Source organism: Providencia rettgeri, from assembly GCF_041075285.1.
Taxonomy (GTDB): Bacteria; Pseudomonadota; Gammaproteobacteria; order Enterobacterales; family Enterobacteriaceae; genus Providencia; species Providencia rettgeri_G.
In genome coordinates this window covers 1,160,208-1,180,377 of sequence record NZ_CP163512.1, presented here as the reverse complement: position 1 = coordinate 1,180,377, position 20,170 = coordinate 1,160,208, and the positions used below count along the sequence as shown (strand labels likewise).

Sequence of the window (20,170 nt, the reverse complement as noted above, 5' to 3'; positions counted from 1 at the left end):
TTTAATCGTATTCCTTTAAATAGTTCGCGTTATAAATGAACCTAACCAATACCGCCGCAGCACTAAATATGACGCGGACTTTTAGAACCACGGCGCTTGGATCATCACCGAACCATAAAATAGTGCACGCCCCGCTAACTCACCGCTAAATATAGCTAACATCACCAAGACGGTTAAACTCGTTGATGGCTGTTGCGCTTTATATCCTTTCATCGCCACTATACAAGGCAGTAACATACTCATCACCACCTGCCACCAGAGTAAATAACTCCCTCCTTGACTAGCAGGTAGCTGCAAGCGAATGACTTGTGCCACGAATACCAGTGCGACGCCTATCAGCACCCCTATTTTGCTCATTGGCGGTAATTGTTTTCCTTGTCCAATAACGAATAAGGCTACTAGGCTAAAACCAAGAACAACCGCACTACCGATAAATGCAATCTGCGTCGCTGGCGTATGCCATAATGGATGTGCAACCATTTGATAATATACTTGTGCAGTCACAAAAATAGCCGCAATACCACCAAGAGCACTCAACCAGCCGAGTAACTGATTGCGCCTATTTACTTGAGGGGAGATCCAACATGACAGTGCCCAGAGCGTTATCATCCCGTTTAATAGTACAAATGTCACCGCTTCACGGCTTAACCACGAATGACTTAACCCAAGTACAGAACGATAGGCTGCAAAAGGTACCCCTAAATGCCCCATTGACATTGATGAACCAATAACTTCAATCAACCAGATCAATAACACTGCACGACGTAGTATAGACCCCGACAATAGATTCGCTTTGTTGGCTTTCATTTGGTACAGCGTCAATGCGAAAACAGCACCTATCCCCCACTGGCTCATCACCGTGAAAAATACCAACGGAAGTTCCATATGATGAATATTCATGCTCAGTCCTCCATTCCAATAATCACAATATTTGGCTGACTGATTGTATGATCAGGCATATTGTAGCGTTTCTCGAGTACCGCCCAGTTCGTAGTATGCTTTTTACGTAGTGCAGAAATGTCACCAAACTCAATTGCACCTGTAGGGCAAGACTCAACACAGCGTGGTAATAACCCTTCATCTAAACGCTCAGCACACATATTGCACTTACTGGTTTTTCCTTCTGCTGGATCAAAAACAGGAGCATGATAAGGGCATGCCATAATACACATTTGGCAGCCGATACATTTCTCATGGTCTTGCACCACGATACCATCAGCTCGTTTGGTATAAGTATCTGCCGGGCAAACTTTTAAACATTGGGGATCATCACAGTGGTTACACGACATTGTGATAAACGCCTGTGTATTCGGTGAATCATCATTAAACTCACGAACACGGCGCCATAAAACACCTGGTGGGGTGACATTCTCCGATTTACACGCCATTGAACAAGTGCGGCAGCCATAGCAATCTTTTGTATTAATTAAAAAACCATATTGCTTAACCATGATCATGCCTCCCTTCTAACATCTACAAGCGTACTATTACAGCAATGACCTGTACCTAAATGTTCCACTTGGTCATTTGTCACATGGCTACTGCTTCCTCCTTGTTGCTCCCACCAGCCATTATCAAGAGAAATTACCCCTTTCTTAATGTGTGTCGTGACCACTGCAATCGCTCTATGTTCCCCTCTATCATTAAACGTGACGACCCATTCACCATTTTCAATTCCACGAGCTTGAGCATCTTCAGGATGAATTAACACATTTGGCTGATTACGCTGTACTTCGAGGATCCATTCATTCCATGGCTTGAGTGAACACTACGCGCTAACTTACGTTGCACTGCCATTAACGGGTATTTTTTGGCAAGTTCCGGTGAACCTTTGACTGATTCCTTCACTTGGTAGTAAGCCACTACCGGTGAGAAATTTTTCTTTTGCCACTCTTCAATAAAAAAATGGGCCTTTTTGGTAGACGTTCTAAACACCCCATCTTTAAATGGGATCCAATCCCCTTCGACCGGTCTCACTGGCCCTTTTTTGAGCATTTCACGTGTGATCCCAGAGCCTACAAGGCAAGCATCAATATAGTGTTCAATGGGCTTATTAAATACTTCACCAAAGCCAAAACGCTCTGCTAAACGAGCAAAGATCCAATAATCAGGCTTCGCCTCACCCACTGGCTCAACCGCTTTCTCCATCAATTGTACATATTGGCTACGTACCCCTGCCATCAAGCTGGTATCCTCAAAAATTGTCGTCACTGGCAAGACTAAGTCCGCATACAATGCCGTTGAGCTCATCAAATTATCTGCAACAACAACAAAAGGGACTTTTTTCAGGGCTTCTCGTACTTTGTTGGTATTCGGCAATTGTGTCATTACCCCCATCGTCATGATCCACCAGAAATTAATTGGATGGGGTTTTTCATTCACGATATAGTCGCCCACTTTTGCAACCGGGATCGACGGGATATTTTTTGCATTAGGAGCAGGCGGCACAATTGGACTAAATTTAGCCATTTGCCTTACACCACCGGCATCACAGACACCCGCACCGCGTTTCCCGATATTTCCTGTTAGCAAAGCAAGATAAAATTGGCTTGCGGCTACATATGCGCCATGTTCTGTGCGTTGGGCTCCTGACATATTTTGTACAATCATCGACGGTGTAATGGACGAATAATCACGAGCAAGACGTACAATCGTTTCGACAGGCACATCTGTTTCTGCACTTACCCGCGCCGTATCCCACGCTTTTGCTTGTTGATAAATTTGTTCAAATACGGTGGTCAAACCCAGTTGATTAGGCAATTCATGCTGGAATAATGCGGGTTTAATGTTTGCGCAATCATGGCGAACTAATTGCTGGCTCATTGTATCAAACACTAAATAACTATCCGGATCAGTTGCATCTTGCCTCACTTGCTGCTGATCCTCATCCACTAGGTAGACAGCCCCAGTATGTGCTCGCAGGAAATCCTCATCAATGCGGTTTTCTTCAATGATAATTTTAATCATCCCAAGGGCTAAGGCGGTATCTGTCCCAGGAATAATAGGGATCCACTCATCTGCCTTTGCCGCTGTTTCACTAAATCGCGGGTCAATCACCACTAACCGAGCACCATTTTTCCTTGCTTGGTTATAATTTTTAAAGTACGCCTGCATGGTCACTGCGGGGTTATTTCCCCAACATAAAATATAACGGCTATCCGCGATAGTATCTCGCGTATCCGCATAGCGTAAGCCCAACATGGGGATCATCGCAGCGGTAACGGCTGAACAGCATAAAGACCCCGCTTGTTTTGTGGCGCCACCTAAATAATCAAAAAATGCCTTACCCATATCATTTTTGATGGAGTCCATATTCCCCGCATGCGTAGAAATAAATAATCCTTCGTTACCATACTTTGTGATAGTTTCACGAATATTTTTTTCTATTAGGTCAAGTGCCTCTTCCCAGCTAATCCCTTTAAATTCTGCTTTCCCCTTCTCCCCCACACGTAATAATGGTGTTGTGATACGCTGGTCGTGATACACCCATTTCGTTCTGCTCATTCCTCGCAAACAACATTTGACATTAAAACCCTCTGTTGCCTGTATTTTCATTAGCTTACCTTGGTAGGTATATGCAGTTAAGTTACAGTGCAAACACTCCATCGCACACGTTGAACGGAAAGTTTTGTAATCAGATAATTTTAACCGCACCTTTGGAAGCGGCTGATTATTATTCCCCTGCGCAAAAGAACAGGGGGTTATCGTCGCCAATCCAACAACGCCTAGCCCCTTTAAGAGCGTTCGGCGTTTTAGACGTAATTCATTTATTGTTCTCATTATGGTAAACCTCGACATTGCCTTTATAAGTACACTATATATATACTCCAGTCACAAATAGTGAACTTGAGGCGAATCAAGGTTTGCGATTATTTATCGATATGAAGTTTTTACGCCCTAATAATCAGTAGCCATTATCAGGTTGTTAGCAGGGATCAGTGACTCATGATAAAATAGAGGAACTTGATTAAAGAGAGGCTTGTGTATGTCTACCCTGCAAGGTGTTAATTCTGTTGATATCGCTGTAAACATTTTAAATTTTATTGCTCAAAATGGTGGGATAGCGCGTGCAGCGGATATTTCTAAAGGTTGTGGCATCTCCAAAAGCCGCCTGCATAAATATTTGGTATCACTTTGCCGTACACAAATGCTCTATCAAGATACACAAACCAGTCGTTATGGATTAGGTCGAAATATCACTTTTTTAGCTAATTTCGTCGAGCCTGAAGGGTCATTTGTCGAGGTTATTAATAATAGTCTGGTTCAATTTCGCGATGAGCACAACGTTTCAACTGGCGTTGCATTGCGTTCAGGTAAATCATTATCGCTGGTTAAATATAACCGCAGCTTTAAAAATATTGAGATTGATTTCTTACCGAACACCCCATTACCTATTGCTAAAAGTGCAGCAGGGTTAATTTATACGGCTTTTGATAAACAATTTGCCAGCGATGCTTACTCACCCGATGAGATCAATAAAGTGGCACAACAAGGTTATGCTATTCGCTATGAACCGACAAAAGGCATCCCCGGTGCACAATCTATTGCTTGCCCTGTTTTTAACCAAGAAGGTGAATTACTCGCCGCTGCCGTGACCATGGGCTTTATTGAGAAATCGCAGATGGAGTCGTTAGCCAGTGCACTCATTAAGCAAGTAAAAACACTCTCATTATAGTCTTGACCATAAGTAAAATAAGCGTGGTAAAAAAGTCTAAGCACACTCAGCAACTCGCAAACATAAAATGTTTGGCGATATTTTGCTAATAAAACCCACTGCCAGAATTAGCGAGGTATTGCCAGCAAGATTGTAACCTAAGCTACATACGTAAACGGTGAATTCATCTTCTAAAGGCTGATCGTAACCAGCTAGAAAACTAGACTTTGTTATGTCTCAATTCATAGGGAGTGGACATATCAGCATTTGATTAAAAGGCAGAAAACCCACGAAACCCAATTGAAACGGCAGTTATAACGTTAAGCCGCCGCGAATTAGTGAGAGCATATTAGTGGTTCTGTTGCTATAAATGATTTCTGTTGTAGCCAATTATATAGAATGTATTCAGACTGGAACCAGTATCAGTTCAATTGCTTGTGAATTGAATGCAACACGATAAGCAATTATGTAAGTTACAGAAAAGAAGAAATAACGATTGATTAAAATAGCGTGCAATTACAATTATCATGAATACCAATATTATCTGTATGATGCTTGATGGATAATCAACATTATTGCTCACAAAATACATATTTAAATAGAGTTATTCTTTTAAAATGAGTTATAATTTTACGCTCTTATTTGCTATCATAATTAAAACATCACCCATTATACAAATAATATGGATTACAAGTTGAAGTTTTTGCTTAATATAATTGCTTTTAATAACCGATTTTAAAGATGCCATGAAAAACTCATAATTCTAGTTTAGAAACAAATAATGACTTAACAATTTTTGAGTGTTACCGCTTCTAATATCACCGATTTGAAAAAATCAAATCGGCACAATTAAAAAAGGTAAAAATAATTCAGTGACTATTTTCAATCGGAATAAACCTGTTTTTATTATGTTATCTGGACAATTCACGCGGTTTATATAACTGGTCGAAGAAAGCCAGCTAAAAACACATAGTATCAATAGGTTATAAGGATAATAATTAGAAAGTCAGGTAGGCTGTTTAACGAACTGATGATGTTGTATTTATCTTATATAGGCTAAATAGTCTCTATTATATTTAAACTTAACTATGAAAACGAGTAACCTAGCTTTTTTTAGGCGAAACCAAAATAATAGGTATACTGTTCCTAAGTTACGATTTATAGCCATCGTTTTTGGCTATTTTATCTGGTCTTTATAAGCGTAACCTAGTCGCTGAATACCTTTTTTCGTACTAATAAAACGCAATCGGTTTTGTATAAAATACATTAATCTGGTTAGGTGTTTAAAAATCCTTTAATCAGTGCGGCAAAGCCGATTTTGATTTTCTAGGTTATTAAAAAATATTATATCTAAGGCGTCATACATTTTTGATAATAAACAACTGCGCTTGCGATTGGCTCAACAACCATAATAGCGGTTCATCTTAAAATAATCATTTAGCGGGCCTAGGGGCTGTTTATCTTTGATGCTAATTTTTACCGCTAAAAAAGGTCAAAAACAACCCAAAAAAATGGCTAAATGTATCCATAGTACAGACTGACAACGATTTGAATCAATTGTTGTCCCTAAACGCAGCCTACGGGTTCGATTAAAGCTCGTTTCACTCATTTGATGCTGCGTTGATAGGCTCTTGCCTTGCCTAAAATGGCTTTAATTCGAATAAAAATTGACCAGCAAAGATAAACAGCCCCTAGGAATATACAGAAGCAGCGTATCAAAAATGAGGAGGGAATTACCTAGAAATCTGTCGCGATCCTCACGCCTATGGCGTGCTTATGTTCGATTAAACCCCAAAAGGAATGCATCATTGATGTTTCTTAAGGATAATTATGTTTAAAATAATTTTATTATTCACCGCATTGAGTGTGGTGAACATAGCTAGCGCCCAAGATATGCAAGTTTATATGACAAACGTAACAGACACAGGAACCGCTGCCTTACCTATATTAACAACTCAATATCAATCATATCCGGATTCATCCGATCATGCTAATACAGTGATTCCTTGTACATCGCCAAACTGTAACTACGGTTTATTTTACCGTTATAAAAGAAACCTAGGTGATATTCCTTTTGTTGCTTGTGTTCGCCTTAAAAGTGACTCATTTTGTTATACTGTTCCTATCAATAACAACGGTACCAGTCAGACAACCTATGCTGAGGCAAATAAGAAATTTATAGATGCATTTGGCGCTAGCGGTTCAATCCGAATGAGTTGGTACTGGCGTCCCATTGAATGGGAAATTTGTTTTGGCAGTTCTACTGCAAATAACGTCGCTGGTAGTCATCCTGTCATGACGGCTTATCCCGGCTCTTGTCAACCTATTACTATTGTCCCTGTTAGTTGTGATATCAGTAGTGACGCGCTAAACCTAGAACATGGGATAGTCAACACTACCGAATTAAATTCAGCCAATACACCGAAATCCACAACTGCATTTTTCAATTTGAGTTGTAATAGAAATGCTTCAGTAACATTTAATATTACGCAACCAGAAATTTCCCTGACCACTGGGCTCAAGGCCAATCTAACGCTAAAACTAGATGGCCAATCTATATCGTTAGGAGACTCTCAGAGTATCAATAGTAGTAACCATAAAGTAGATATTACCTCGACACTCCAGGCAACCGGAAAAATAGCCCCCAATATTTATTCGGGAAGTACAGTGTTAATTATCAATATTAATTAGGATGTTAGTCATCATATCAAACACCAAATAATGAATGAAATACTGGAGTTCCCCCCAATCTTATCCTTTCTACTCGGTGTCAACGGTATTACTCAAGAGCAAAAAAAAGGTCGCAGCGGTATACGTTGCGACCCTCTGAAGAGCTAATTGATATAAATTAGGATAAAAGCGTGTTTTTTCCCACGTTACCTGCAACCTCAAGCCAAGGTTGGCTCGGCTATTTTACATCTATACGTGGTACGTCACCCATCTCTTTTAACTTTTTAGAGATTTCACGGCGTTCTTTCGACAATTCTGCATTTTTGATAATATAATCATCAACACGGTCATCATAGTCGCTGCGCATATTGGCTATAATCGCTTGGATCTCTTCAATTGACATCCCCGGTTTAATATATTCGCTCAAGTTATCTAGCAATAAAACACGCTTCTGGTTATCACGAATTTTTTTCTCATTGTCGGTAATTTCACGACGAATTTTATTTTTGCGACGAAACATACGCACAAATTCCAGAACATTTTGGAAAGACGGCTTGTTAGCGTTGTCCATGTTTAAAACCCTCTAGTCAATATTCAAAACGCATAATCTCTTTACACAATACAATTTAATCGCCCTGTGTTACAAGTCAGTTTCACATATTTATTGATTTATTCTATTGAAAAAGATTATTTCGTTATGCTTTTACAGCCTGCGCCTTTGGGTTATTTTTATTTAATTCTGCTAAGTTCTCATCAACATTAGGCTTTGCATTATCCGTTTTATCATTCCTAAGGCAAATTGCAGATAATATCGTTGTTATCACAACAAACAGTCCCATAATTAAATACGTCTGCGCAAAACCAAATTGGTCATACCCCCACCCAGCTAATGGCGACAAAATACTGGCAACGACAGAACTCACACAACTAAACCCAACCAAATAAAGTGTTGAGGACAAACGCTTATCAAAATGGCGGCTATTATACTTAAATATCGCTACCAGCAAGATAGGCAGCTCCACCGCGTGCAGCAACTTCATTATTGATATAAGGATCGGCCCATCCACCAAACCTGAGCCAATAATCCGTAAAGCCATCACTGAACTGGCAAACAGTAAACCGTTTTTAGCGCCAATTCGATTAACGATAAATGGCGCTAAAAACATACCACCCGCTTCAAGGAATACCTGCAATGAATTTAGATAGCCGTACATCTCATTACCTAATTTTTCATCAGGGAATTGATGCGAAAAATAAACCATAAATTGCTGGTCATACACGTTGTAAATACAAGTACCCAATACAAATAATATCAACGCCCAAAAGCGAGGAAGTGCAAAAAGCTGTAATGCGTCACGCAATGTAATTGAAGATGGGTTACCATGTTCTAAATTATTATAGGCATCTGCATTGGCAGTTTTAAGATTTAATAAAATCAATAAGAAAAGCACCCCAGACACCGTTGCCATAATAAAATTATAGTTAGGATCGATATTAATATTGCGCCCTGCAAAAAACGTTGCTGCGGCCCACCCTAGTGATCCCCACATTCTTGCCTTACCATATTCAAAACTACGTAATCGACTTACCCGTTCAGTGTAAGACTCAAGAACACCAATCCCGGCATGGAATGTCATGCCAATAAATAGCCCGCCAATGATGCTACCTATCACCACATTCCATTTCAATAAAGTTGCGAACACCATAAAAAATGGTCCAGAAGCGATCAGCAAACAGGCAATAAATAGCAATAAGTTTTTGCGTAATCCCAATTTATCTTGCAAAAAACCATACAATGGCTGTGCACATAAGGCGACGATTGAAATACACGCAAAAATAAACCCAGTATCAGCCCCTTCTAGGCCAACATACTGACGCAACCAGATGGCGACAACGGAAAATGTAGATGACCAAGTAAAAAAGAAAAAAAACAACAATGCGCTTAATAAGACATAGTATTTCCTTGCACTACTATTCATGTTAGTCACCCATTATTAATTTACCTTTGGTAAATGTTAAGGTTAACATTATTTGCTTCCTATAAAAAAACCCTCTTTTTGTGATGTTAATCACTAATGTTAACGTTAACAATATATTTTTGTGACAAACATATCATTTTCTAGGGGCTGTTTATCTTTATATAAAAATTACCCATTGGTAATTTGGTATCCACATCATGATTAATGAAAGGGCTACCATCGATGAGTCATTTCTTGCTAATTTTTTATATCGACTTGATATCGCTCTAAAATGTTTAATCCTTGCAAAGGCATTTTCAACATAATGTCGAATTTTATAAAGCTCCCAATCCATATGATCATTGTTTAAAAGATTCACTTTCGCCTTGGGATCATTGAGAAAGAACCTTTTACATCCGATAAATAAGCCCTAAATTTCTCGCTATCGTATCCTTTATCTGCGATTGTAAAGTCACTGGCTGGGCTGTTTGCGACCAATTTTCCGCATAAACAATATTGTTTCGATGACCACCGAATAGCTCAAAGTTAACGGGATAACCATGGCTATCAACCGCTAAACGGATCTTAGTTGAATTACCTCCACAGCTTTTCCCTATCTCTTCACTTGTTGGCATAGCATAGGCCACTGTTTTTCTATTAACATTGTTCGCGGCATGGTGGTCATCTGTATGGTTATTTTTGGCGAAACAATTATACAACATCACCATGCCGTTCAAAAAATCCACAAAGTTCAACAGCCCCTAGGGGTTAGCTCCGTCATTAAGCCTGTTTGTTACACACTAAAATACTTTATTGATACTGACTTTGATTTTCCTGCTATTCCAGATGACCTTGGTTTAGCTTTGAACATAGATAAGGTATCATTGAGCTATATGGAATAGTGAAACTGAAAATACGCCACTATCAGATTTAAACGCGCACAATTTAAACGGTGATAACGTTGCAAAACAATAAAAACCAACCCTCATTCTTTTTCCATGATTACGAAACTTTTGGCAAACATCCTGCACTTGATAGACCGGCACAATTCGCGGGAGTACGCACGGATTTAGATTTTAACATTATCGAAGAACCCGAAGTTTTTTACTGTGCGCCCGCAGATGACTACCTTCCTCAGCCTGAAGCGGTGATGATCACCGGCATTACCCCGCAACTCGCTTTAGCGCAAGGGGTCAATGAAGCCGAGTTTACTAAACGTATCCACCAAGCATTCAGCGTGCCAAATACCTGTATTATGGGTTATAACAATATTCGTTTTGATGATGAAGTTACCCGCAATATTCTCTACCGTAATTTTTACGACCCCTATGCATACAGTTGGCAGCAAAATAATTCGCGTTGGGATTTACTTGACCCACTACGCGCCTGTTTTGCCCTACGCCCAGAAGGTATTGAATGGCCTGAAAACGAAGACGGTCTGCCAAGTATGCGCTTAGAGCACCTAACAAAAGCCAATGGCGTTGCACACGAAAATGCCCATGATGCGATGTCAGACGTCTTCGCGACAATAAGCATGGCTAAGTTACTCAAGCATGCTCAGCCTCGTATGTTTGATTATTTTTATCAACTGCGGAATAAGAACAAAGTTAGTCAGCTTATTGATATTGTAGAAATAACACCTTTAGTGCATGTTTCAGGCATGTTTGGTGCACTGCGTTCATATGTCAGCTTGGTTGCGCCTCTCGCTTGGCATCCTGAGAACCGCAATGCGGTGATCATGTGTGATTTATCCGCCGATATTTCGCCGTTATTAACCTTAAATACGCAAGAATTACGTGAACGTTTATATACACCTAAGGCTGAGTTAAACGGTGAAGCCCCTGTTCCGGTGAAATTAGTGCATATCAATAAATGCCCTATTTTAGCACCGGAAAAAACATTACGTGATAAAGACGCCTTACGTACAGGATTAGATAGGGATCACTGTCATCGCAACTTAGAAATTTTGCGAAAGGCACCTGATATACGCAACAAGCTGATCGAATTATTTAGCGAACCGCAACAGTTTGAAGTTTCGGATGATGTGGATGCACAAATATATAATGGTTTCTTTAGCCCGTCAGACCGCGCTACTATGGATATTATTCGCGAAACCCCACCTCAACATTTACCCGCATTAGATTTAACTTTTGAAGATAAGCGGATGAAAGAGTTATTTTTCCGTTATAAAGCACGTAATTACCCAGCGACATTATCTTTCGAGGAGCAACAACGTTGGTTACAGCATCGCCGTGATTATTTCAGTGAATCTCGGTTAACGGAATATATGCAACAAATACAATTTTTATTAGAACTACACCAGCAAGATGAAAAACGCTGTCAGCAACTAAAAGCATTAGTCAATTATGCAATGGAATTAGCTAGTTAGTAAAAATGGGCAGGATATCTTATCTGCCCATTTTTATATTAAAATTAATTTAGGTTAGTGTTGGCCTGATTGCCCACATCCACAATCCCCTTCCCAATGCTTCCGTTTCGTTGTTTTCCCTAAACCGGGATTCATTGTATTGGTTGGATCTGCATTTTTATAAAACGACTTTAATTGTGGCGGCGCCTTATATAGATGCCCTACGTTATGCTCTGCGGGATATTGTGCACCGCGCTCATCCAATAAAGCGAGCATTTTTTCTTTTAGGTCTTTCGGGTTAACCCCTTTTTTCAATACATAGTCTTGGTGCATAACGTGGCACATAAAGTGCCCACAATATAATTTATGGACTAATAAATCTTCAATTTCAGGCGGTAGTTTTTCAAACCAATCTCTGTCATTACGGCGCAGTGCGATATCAAGAGGCAATACATCTTCTACATCTTTATTATGAACCGCATGATAACGTACCGCAGAACCTGCCGCCGCAAAGCGGTGCAAGAAAGCTTTTGCCCCCTCTTCCGGTGTACATTCAAAATAACCACCATCAGCATGGGAAAAATAAGATTTTAGCCAAACTTTCGCTTCATCAATACCATCCCCTGCCATTTTTAACATTAAATGATGTTCATATCGGTCACGAAATTCTTTCATTCTATGTGGTAGGTGGGATGGCCATAATTTACTCAGTAACTGCAATGTGCGATCAATTAAATTGGACGGTAAGAATGGCACTTTATTGAGTACAGCATCAATACGACCTTTTATGGTAAAGAACATTGGCATTTTATCGGTGCCAAATTTATCAATCATTAAGAATGTGTCTTTACCGTATATTTCCGCGATATCAAAACAACCGCGGTGCATATATTCCCCTGCAACGGGTAGATTTTTAAATTCACTCAGAATATAGCGACGAATATCTTCCAGCACATCCGGATTGTTTGAACCAATATAAAAAACCTGTGTTTTTTTATCGGCTGGGAAGGTGTCTAAGCGAACCGCAAATACGGCCAGTTTCCCCGCACAACCTGACGCTTCAAATAAACGACGTTCATCGGCGTTAAAACGCGATGGAGTGTCTGCGTCAACATCTCTAACACGTTCAGCGTATTCATGGTCAGAAGCCAATTTATCTGTGACTTGCACATCCTCACTGCTATAACCACGGTTTTGTAGGTTGGTTAAAATCTCTTCTGGCGTCTCCCCTAAATCAATCCCTAGGTGGTTAACGAGTTCAACTTTTCCGTCAGCATTAACGCGACCATACAACGCAAGCTCCGTATACGCGGGACCTCGACGCACTAAAGAACCACCGGAGCTATTACAAATCCCTCCTACCACGGATGCCCCAATGCAAGATGAACCAATCAGTGAATGCGGTTCACGACCGAGAGGCTTTAGAATTTTTTCTAAGTCATACAAAGTACTACCCGGCATTGCAACCACTTGGTTAAACTCAGGAAGGACTTGAATTTGGTTTAATCGCAACGTACTGATGATCACGATCTCGCGGTCATAATCATAACCACTGGGGGTTGAGCCTTCGGTCAATCCCGTATTTGCGGCTTGCATCAAGACAATTTTATCTGCTTCAACGCAGGCTTTAAACACATGCCATTGCTCAAGCAATGTGGATGGAAATACCACGGCAAGCGCATCACCGGTTCCTGAACGGAATCCTTTACGGTAACGCTCTGTTTTGTGTGGTTCAGTAAGAATGTTTTTCTTACCGACAATATTCCTGAGTGTGAGTAATAATCGTTGATTCTCAGGTTTTTGTGCATCTTTCATGTGAGCGCCTTCTTACTCTAATTCATGTTGATTATGAGTTGTGTAATATTAACCCTAGCAACAATATCACATAATATTAAGATGTTAATAGGCTACAGGGTTTATCTTAAAGAATTCTTAACAAGCAAAAAAATAGCGCCCAGAGCACTATTTTTAATTTCATACTGATTAGAACGACTTATCTACATGGAATACAGAGAATATCCTTTATCTTTCTTGCAAGTCGTATATTCAAAATAGTTCGTGCTGTAACAAGGTGCAGAACAAAACTTCATGGGGAGTATATAAAAGTCGGTGCCCCCTGTCGTTTTAAGAACGCAACGCACCGATAGTGTGGAATGGGAAGAGTCGATTTTAGCTTTCTTGCAGGTCGTATATTCAGTTATCTTTCTTACAACCTGTATATTCAAAATAGTTCGCGCTGTAGCAAGGCGCGGAGCAAAACTTCATGAGGAGCATACATAAGTATGTGCCCCATGAAGTTTTGAGAACGCAACGCAGCGACAGCGTGAAATATGAAGAATATATTTAGATGTCGCTCATCTGCGGCATCGGCCGCTTAAACATCCGCGTCAGCACAGCCATGTAAATCAAACCAACCGCCGTCCAGATCAGGCCATAAACCATTGAGTCTTCTTCGATATTCAACCATAAAACGCACACAGTTAGTGTTCCGATAATAGGTAAAATCAAATAGTTAACAATGTTTTTTAAGCCTGTCATTCGACGCTCACGAATGAAGAACTGGCTAATCACCGAGATATTCACAAAGGTAAAAGCGATTAGTGCACCAAAGTTAATTAATGCAGTTGCAAAATCCATTTCAAACCAGATTGCACCTAATGCTAAAAAACCGACCATTAATACGTTATATGCCGGAGTACGCCATTTCGGGCTGACATAACCAAACACTTTCTCTGGGAATACGCCATCACGCCCCATTACGTACATTAAACGAGCACTACCTGCATGAGCAGCCATTCCTGATGCCAATACTGTTACGCATGAGAACACCAAAATGATTGACTGGAAGAATGCTCCAGCAACAAAGCGCATAATGTCTGGTTGTGTCTCATTGATGTTCTTAAAGCGCGATACATCAGGGAAGTATTGCTGTAAGAAGAAGGAAACTGTGATAAAGATAATTCCGCCAATTAATGCCGTTAAGAATATTGCACGGGGGATCACTTTACCTGCGTTTGGTGTTTCTTCAGATAATGAGCTTAAACCATCAAAACCTAAGAACGAGAAACAGAGTATGGTCGCCCCTGCAATCAGCGGGATCATTTCTGTTTTTTCATTGGCAAACGGATTAAATGTCCAAATTTCGCCTGTACCTTCACCGTTAGAGACACCGTGGATCACCAACCCTGTAAACACGGCCATCACGCCAATTTGGATAATGGCGATAATAGTACTTAAGTTTGCAATAACATTGATACCGCGTAAGTTAGCTGCTGTCATCAGTATGACTAGGCCGACAACGAATATCGCCGGTTCCACATTAGGGAAAATATCTTGTAAATAAATTTTAGCCAATAATATATTGATCATTGGCATAAAAATATAGGACAACAACGATGTCCAACCCACAAGGAAACCAATGTGTGGGCTCATTGATTTTTGAGCATAAGTATACGCCGAGCCAGCAGATGGGAAACGTTTCACCAGCTTACCGTAGCTCAGAGCAGTAAACAGTATCGCAACTAAGGCAATAATGTATGAAGTCGGGACGTGTCCACCTGTTTTGTCCGATACCATGCCAAATGTATCAAAGATAGTCATTGGCTGGATGTATGCCAGACCGATCATCACGACTTGCACCAAGGTTAAGGTTTTAGCAAGTTGAACGCGGTTATTGGCGCCAGTTTGGTTTGGACCGATGGATAAAGGTATTGAATTATTTTGCATGGCTAAGCCCCCCCATAACTTTCGATTGCAAGCTACTTCGGCTTAATCGACAGTTACTGGGAAGACTTTGCATCTGCCTATAGGCAGAAAAAAACGTGGAGGAGGACAGAAGAGTATGTGCGAAGCTGCGCAGAGCCCCGTAATCATCGATGCGGCAACGACGGCCGCTTGGCCCTGCTGCGATAGCGAAAAAGTAAGCCATAAAAGCATTCCTCAAATCGGTAGCGTAAAATATTTGCTACACGTAAATATTAAAATTATCTCTCCGGCTCTATGTCCGGCCCCGCTAAAATGAACGTTCCTAAAAACAAAAAAACCGATGCTTAAGTTGATTGAGCATCAGTTATTTTTTAGTTCGCGCATTTTGCACGCCATAACCTCAAATAGCAAGTTAAATTGTTAACAAATCACCCTATTTTCGATGAGAAATTTTGATGAGTTGCACTATTTTGGCTGGGCAACTAATAACTGCGTGTTTCCCGCCATTTTTCACTTAAAAAAGGTGTTTTTATTTATTTTATTCGCTGTTTTTTTACATGACACAAAAAACCCTTTGGCAAACACCAAAGGGTTTTGATTAATCACGATAAATAGTTATCTTAGAAATTATAGTTGATGCCAATATTGTAACGGCGGCCATCTAAAACTTTGTCGTTTGATTCTTCCGTTAAACGTTTATCAAATATGTTATACATACCTGCAACTAAATTAATATTTTTGTCAACTTGATAGCTAGCGCCAATATCAACAAATGTGTACGAAGGTCTTTCTTTGCTCATACTGGTTCTTGAAAGATATGAGCTACTTTTTCCATTAAAGTTAACGCGATTCCACAACTGAAGATCTTCTGTTGTTTGCCAAGTTAAAGAACCATTCGCCATATGTTTTGGAGTACGGCTTAAAGGCTTACCTTTAAACTTACCACTTTTTTGCTCAGAATCAGAATAGGTATAATTAGCAGTAAATGCGAGATCCGTTGTAATATCCCAGTTAAAAGTCAGCTCAGCACCACGAAGATTCGCTTTATCAACGTTCTCTCTTTCACTAATAAATTTGTATGGTTTACCATCATACATACACTCACCACTAGCAATTGTACCTGTATTCCCATTTTTATCTTTTGTAGAGTCAGTACAACTACGCACTTCCATTATTTTATCTTTAAACTCAGTGTTAAAGAAAGTTACACCGACATTCAGGTTATCTTGATTATTCCAGATAAACCCAAGCTCTTGTGTAACACTTTTTTCAGGTTTTAAATCTGGATTACCGATAATAACCGCTGGATCGCCACCACCACCTGTTGCTTGTCCCCAATTTGGTGCAACTTGTCTTAACTCTGGGGAACGATATCCTGTTGAGATCCCCCCCTTAATAATCCATTCATCAGAAGTATGCCAAACACCATATAAACGAGGAGTCCAATGAGAACCGAAGTTTTCATCCTTATCCATACGGACACCACCGGTTAAAGCAAAGTCATTGGTCATCATCCATTCGTCTTCTGCAAATAATGCCCAACTATAACGAGTTAGTTTATCAACATTCACAGCTGAAGCTAATTGATTCCCTTTATCTCGAAGGTCTTCATAACGATATTGACCACCAATACTCAAAGTATGGTCACCAAGATTAAATGTCGTTTGGTTTTTAACTAAAGTATCGTTATATTCCATTTTACGACTAGGGTTTTTTGTTTCATCACGTTGCACAAATGTTTCCATTGCCCCCCAATCATAAATACCATTATGTGTTACAGCATAATTATTTTTACGGTATGTTACGTTTGAGTCTTCACAACGATACGTGGTTGGTACTCCATTGACTTTTTTAGTACAAATTACGTTGCCTGATTTTCCAGCCGTTGTATTTCTCTCTTGCTCATCATGTTTGAAATCAAAGTCAAAGGTATTAAATTCATCAGGTGTTAGTGTCAGCGTTGTACCAATAGCACCAATTTTCTGCTCATTGTATCCACCAACAAATTTATCTTCCCAACGTTTAGAATAAATTCCATTTACCTTCATTCCCAGCAAACCATCCACTAAAGGACCAGATGCATAAAAACTGCCTTGTCCTTCGTTGCCTGAATCTCGGTGAGCATTAATCGTTGTATCGGCACGTAACGTCCCATTCCATTCTTTGCCAACTTTACGAGTGATAATATTGATTACCCCCCCCATCGCGTCCGAACCATACAGCGATGACATAGGTCCACGTACTACTTCAATACGCTCTATGGCAGGCAGTGGTGGTAACCAGCCTTGTTCAATCCCTGAACCATCACTGTTTGGGCGGGTACTGCGTGAATCTATACGCTTACCATCGACCATAATCATAGTGTATTTTGCATCCATACCACGAATACTAATATCTGATTTGCTTCCTCCACCTGTCACTTGGACCCCAGGAAGGTCTTTTAGCGCATCAGTCACATCACGGTAAGCTTTATTTTCAAGTTGTTCTCGCGTCACAACAGAAATGGATGCTGGCGCATCTTCAATTTGCTGTTGATAACCTGACGCCGTTGTGACGTAAATTTTGTCTTTACTATCATCAGCAAATGCAGGTGACGCAGCGAGGGCGGCAATAATACTTATTGCCACTTTTCTTTTATTAAAAACAACCATTCCCAACTCTCCAAGAGATATTCTGTTTTATATATGAATTGATATGCTCAACATTGGTTTCACTGAACCGATTAATTATGATTATTTTTTTATTTAGGTAATAAATACCCATAGGAAATTTATGGCAAAAAAAACCATCTTCCTGTGTAATTAAATTTTCTGTGGGTAATTAATATTTAATAATTAAACTCTGAGAGTTAAATTTTATAATATCTTATATTCATTCTCCATAAGGCTGATTAAATGTGCTTGCCGGATAACAAGCACATATATTATTAATCGCCGATTAACTGGCTAGTTTGTCCACCAAACCGTCAATCAACACTTGTGGTACTCCTTGCGAACAGCGCTCTATGCGCCCTCTCACACCATAAACTTCGGCAAGACTTTCTGGTGTGATCACCTCAGCAGGTTCACCTTGTGCAATTAATTTACCTTGTTTTAGCATTAATACATGTTCTGCGTGTTTTAATGCAATATTAATATCATGAACAACGACTACCGTAATAATATTTCGGCGCTTGGTTTCTTTCGCCACTAAGTCCATTACATGGTATTGATAATTTAAATCCAACGCGCTCAGTGGCTCATCCAATAATAATAAGTTAGGTTGGCGAATTAACGATTGAGCCAAACCGACTAATTGTTTTTGTCCACCTGAAAGCTGGTCTAAATAACTTAACGCCAAATGCTCAATACCAAGTTGACGTAATAAGTGCATCACTTCATCTTTGCTATGTTCATTGCTCATACCACCAGACGCACGCTGGGCAACAATCACTGACTCTAAAACATACAGATGCACACCTGCGGGCAGCGTTTGTGGTAAATACACCACATTTTGTGCACGCTGGGCAAAATTTTGCTGAGTAAGATCCAAACCATCTAACAATAACTGCCCTGTCGCTTTATTTAACCCTGCCAACGAACGTAATAACGTCGATTTACCGCTACCATTTGGGCCAAGTAGTACGGTAATCTTCCCCCTTGGCAACATATCGGTTGTTAAATTTTCAATCACGGCCCGTTTTGGATAACCCGCATTAAATCGGTTAATAATCAAGCCACTCATGATACGTTACCTCGATGACGCAAAATAATACTTAAGAAGAACGGCACACCGACTAATGAAGTGACGATCCCAACGGGGATAATTACACCCGGGATAATGTTCTTCGAGGCAATAGAAGCCATCGATAATATCAATGCACCAATTAAAGCACTTGCAGGTAAATAAAAACGGTGGTCTTCACCAAAAATTAATCGTGCAATATGTGGGGCAACAAGACCAATAAACGCTATCGGCCCAACAAATGCCACAGCTAATGCAGATAAAATACTGATCCGCAATAATGTTGTCAGCCTTAAGCGACGAACATCAATACCAAAACTAATCGCCCTATCTTCACCTAATCTTAATGCGGTTAGTTTCCACGAGCTCATCATGGCAATTGGGAAAATCAACGCAAATACCAGTGCCATAACACCTAGTTTCACCCATGTTGCTTTGGATAAACTCCCCATCGTCCAGAAAACTAGGCCTTGTAACGTATCTTCTGTGGCGATGAATTGCATCATCGACACCAGTGCATTAAAGGTAAACACTAAAGCAATACCAAAAAGAACCACCCCTGAAGTCGCAACACGTGTCCAACGTGTCACAGCATCCAACATTAATGCGGCTAATAACGCAAAAATGAACGCGTTTGCTGAAATCACCCACTGGTCAGGCACACCCGGAATCGCAATCCCTGAAACAATCGCTAACGCTGCACCAAATGCTGCGGCATTTGAGACCCCAAGTGTAAACGGGCTCGCTAATGGATTATTCAAAATTGTCTGCATTTCTGCACCCGCAAGACCTAAGGACATACCAATAACGACCGCCATCAAGGCGTAAGGTAAACGGATATCCCAAACAATCACACGGGTTCCTGCATCAACAGCGTCAGGGGTCATCAGCGTTTGCCACAAGCGTTCTAACGATAAACCTGACGGGCCTAATGTAAAATCTATGACCAACGACAATAGAATTGCCGCAATAATTACCACAATCCATGTAAAACGACGACGCAACATATTTTGATAATGTTGTTTAACGCCATCGTCAGCCTGTTTAGCCGCTTGTTCCACTGCGCCTATTGGCTCACTTGTAATACTCATT

General features: G+C 40.3%; 15 protein-coding genes and 1 pseudogene. 3 read left to right on the top strand and 13 right to left on the bottom strand.

From position 1 onward, the window contains the following. Positions 1 to 81: 81 nt before the first annotated feature. From AB6N04_RS05300 to AB6N04_RS05290, 3 genes and pseudogenes are all read right to left on the bottom strand, one after another. A complete protein-coding gene (locus tag AB6N04_RS05300; protein WP_369310856.1) occupies positions 82 to 900 on the bottom strand; it encodes a dimethyl sulfoxide reductase anchor subunit family protein in 819 nt (272 codons plus the stop codon). Between the two features lie 2 nt (positions 901 to 902). Continuing rightward, positions 903 to 1,451, bottom strand: a complete 549-nt coding sequence (locus AB6N04_RS05295) for a 4Fe-4S dicluster domain-containing protein (protein WP_369310855.1) — start codon at positions 1,449 to 1,451, stop codon at positions 903 to 905. 2 nt (positions 1,452 to 1,453) lie between these two features. Further along, positions 1,454 to 3,780 (bottom strand): annotated as a pseudogene (locus tag AB6N04_RS05290) (molybdopterin-dependent oxidoreductase). Between the two features lie 205 nt (positions 3,781 to 3,985). Here AB6N04_RS05290 and AB6N04_RS05285 point away from each other — a divergent pair. Then, complete coding sequence (locus AB6N04_RS05285) at positions 3,986 to 4,675, top strand: helix-turn-helix domain-containing protein (protein ID WP_369310854.1); 690 nt, start codon at positions 3,986 to 3,988, stop codon at positions 4,673 to 4,675. A gap of 1,809 nt (positions 4,676 to 6,484) precedes the next feature. Further along, the gene (locus AB6N04_RS05280; protein WP_369310853.1) at positions 6,485 to 7,345 is read left to right on the top strand and encodes a hypothetical protein; all 861 of its coding nucleotides are present in this window, start codon (positions 6,485 to 6,487) and stop codon (positions 7,343 to 7,345) included. Positions 7,346 to 7,562: 217 nt separating this feature from the next. Here AB6N04_RS05280 and tmaR read toward each other — a convergent pair whose 3' ends face one another. The 4 genes from tmaR to AB6N04_RS05260 all read right to left on the bottom strand — a co-directional run bounded on the left by tmaR (position 7,563) and on the right by AB6N04_RS05260 (position 10,028). After that, the gene (tmaR, locus tag AB6N04_RS05275) at positions 7,563 to 7,895 is read right to left on the bottom strand and encodes a PTS system regulator TmaR (RefSeq protein WP_369310852.1); all 333 of its coding nucleotides are present in this window, start codon (positions 7,893 to 7,895) and stop codon (positions 7,563 to 7,565) included. A 124-nt stretch (positions 7,896 to 8,019) separates the two neighbouring features. Continuing rightward, positions 8,020 to 9,303 (bottom strand): MFS transporter, encoded by a 1,284-nt coding sequence (locus tag AB6N04_RS05270; RefSeq protein WP_369310851.1) that lies wholly within the window; start codon positions 9,301 to 9,303, stop codon positions 8,020 to 8,022. A 157-nt stretch (positions 9,304 to 9,460) separates the two neighbouring features. Next, positions 9,461 to 9,637: a transposase gene (locus AB6N04_RS05265; protein ID WP_369311991.1), complete on the bottom strand. Its 177-nt coding sequence runs from the start codon at positions 9,635 to 9,637 to the stop codon at positions 9,461 to 9,463. Between the two features lie 55 nt (positions 9,638 to 9,692). Continuing rightward, positions 9,693 to 10,028 (bottom strand): hypothetical protein, encoded by a 336-nt coding sequence (locus AB6N04_RS05260; protein WP_369310850.1) that lies wholly within the window; start codon positions 10,026 to 10,028, stop codon positions 9,693 to 9,695. 215 nt (positions 10,029 to 10,243) lie between these two features. On the opposite strand from AB6N04_RS05260, the gene sbcB reads away from it, so the two are divergent. Then, complete coding sequence (gene sbcB / locus AB6N04_RS05255; RefSeq protein ID WP_369310849.1) at positions 10,244 to 11,671, top strand: exodeoxyribonuclease I; 1,428 nt, start codon at positions 10,244 to 10,246, stop codon at positions 11,669 to 11,671. 54 nt (positions 11,672 to 11,725) lie between these two features. On the opposite strand, the gene dld is transcribed toward sbcB, so the two are convergent. The 6 genes from dld to AB6N04_RS05225 all read right to left on the bottom strand — a co-directional run bounded on the left by dld (position 11,726) and on the right by AB6N04_RS05225 (position 20,169). After that, a complete protein-coding gene (gene dld, locus AB6N04_RS05250; protein WP_369310848.1) occupies positions 11,726 to 13,465 on the bottom strand; it encodes a D-lactate dehydrogenase in 1,740 nt (579 codons plus the stop codon). Between the two features lie 528 nt (positions 13,466 to 13,993). Next, positions 13,994 to 15,376: an APC family permease gene (locus AB6N04_RS05245; RefSeq protein ID WP_369310847.1), complete on the bottom strand. Its 1,383-nt coding sequence runs from the start codon at positions 15,374 to 15,376 to the stop codon at positions 13,994 to 13,996. Beyond that, positions 15,366 to 15,578, bottom strand: coding sequence for a hypothetical protein (locus tag AB6N04_RS05240; protein ID WP_369311989.1), 213 nt, complete (start codon positions 15,576 to 15,578; stop codon positions 15,366 to 15,368). Before AB6N04_RS05240 ends, AB6N04_RS05245 begins: the two co-directional genes overlap by 11 nt. A gap of 397 nt (positions 15,579 to 15,975) precedes the next feature. After that, entirely contained in the window at positions 15,976 to 18,006 is a 2,031-nt protein-coding gene (locus tag AB6N04_RS05235) for a ligand-gated channel protein (RefSeq protein WP_369310846.1), read from the bottom strand. A gap of 286 nt (positions 18,007 to 18,292) precedes the next feature. Next, positions 18,293 to 19,081: an ABC transporter ATP-binding protein gene (locus AB6N04_RS05230; protein WP_369311987.1), complete on the bottom strand. Its 789-nt coding sequence runs from the start codon at positions 19,079 to 19,081 to the stop codon at positions 18,293 to 18,295. Then, a complete protein-coding gene (locus tag AB6N04_RS05225; RefSeq protein ID WP_369310845.1) occupies positions 19,075 to 20,169 on the bottom strand; it encodes a FecCD family ABC transporter permease in 1,095 nt (364 codons plus the stop codon). Before AB6N04_RS05225 ends, AB6N04_RS05230 begins: the two co-directional genes overlap by 7 nt. Position 20,170: the final 1 nt, after the last annotated feature.

What these genes read in the sequence shown, in the direction of transcription:
- AB6N04_RS05300 (WP_369310856.1), bottom strand. Translation starts at nt 900, where the DNA reads ATGAATATTCATCATATGGAACTTCCGTTGGTATTTTTCACGGTGATG.
- AB6N04_RS05295 (WP_369310855.1), bottom strand. Translation starts at nt 1,451, where the DNA reads ATGGTTAAGCAATATGGTTTTTTAATTAATACAAAAGATTGCTATGGC.
- AB6N04_RS05285 (WP_369310854.1), top strand. Translation starts at nt 3,986, where the DNA reads ATGTCTACCCTGCAAGGTGTTAATTCTGTTGATATCGCTGTAAACATT.
- AB6N04_RS05280 (WP_369310853.1), top strand. Translation starts at nt 6,485, where the DNA reads ATGTTTAAAATAATTTTATTATTCACCGCATTGAGTGTGGTGAACATA.
- tmaR (WP_369310852.1), bottom strand. Translation starts at nt 7,895, where the DNA reads ATGGACAACGCTAACAAGCCGTCTTTCCAAAATGTTCTGGAATTTGTG.
- AB6N04_RS05270 (WP_369310851.1), bottom strand. Translation starts at nt 9,303, where the DNA reads ATGAATAGTAGTGCAAGGAAATACTATGTCTTATTAAGCGCATTGTTG.
- AB6N04_RS05265 (WP_369311991.1), bottom strand. Translation starts at nt 9,637, where the DNA reads ATGGATTGGGAGCTTTATAAAATTCGACATTATGTTGAAAATGCCTTT.
- dld (WP_369310848.1), bottom strand. Translation starts at nt 13,465, where the DNA reads ATGAAAGATGCACAAAAACCTGAGAATCAACGATTATTACTCACACTC.
- AB6N04_RS05245 (WP_369310847.1), bottom strand. Translation starts at nt 15,376, where the DNA reads ATGCAAAATAATTCAATACCTTTATCCATCGGTCCAAACCAAACTGGC.
- AB6N04_RS05240 (WP_369311989.1), bottom strand. Translation starts at nt 15,578, where the DNA reads ATGGCTTACTTTTTCGCTATCGCAGCAGGGCCAAGCGGCCGTCGTTGC.
- AB6N04_RS05235 (WP_369310846.1), bottom strand. Translation starts at nt 18,006, where the DNA reads ATGGTTGTTTTTAATAAAAGAAAAGTGGCAATAAGTATTATTGCCGCC.
- AB6N04_RS05225 (WP_369310845.1), bottom strand. Translation starts at nt 20,169, where the DNA reads ATGAGTATTACAAGTGAGCCAATAGGCGCAGTGGAACAAGCGGCTAAA.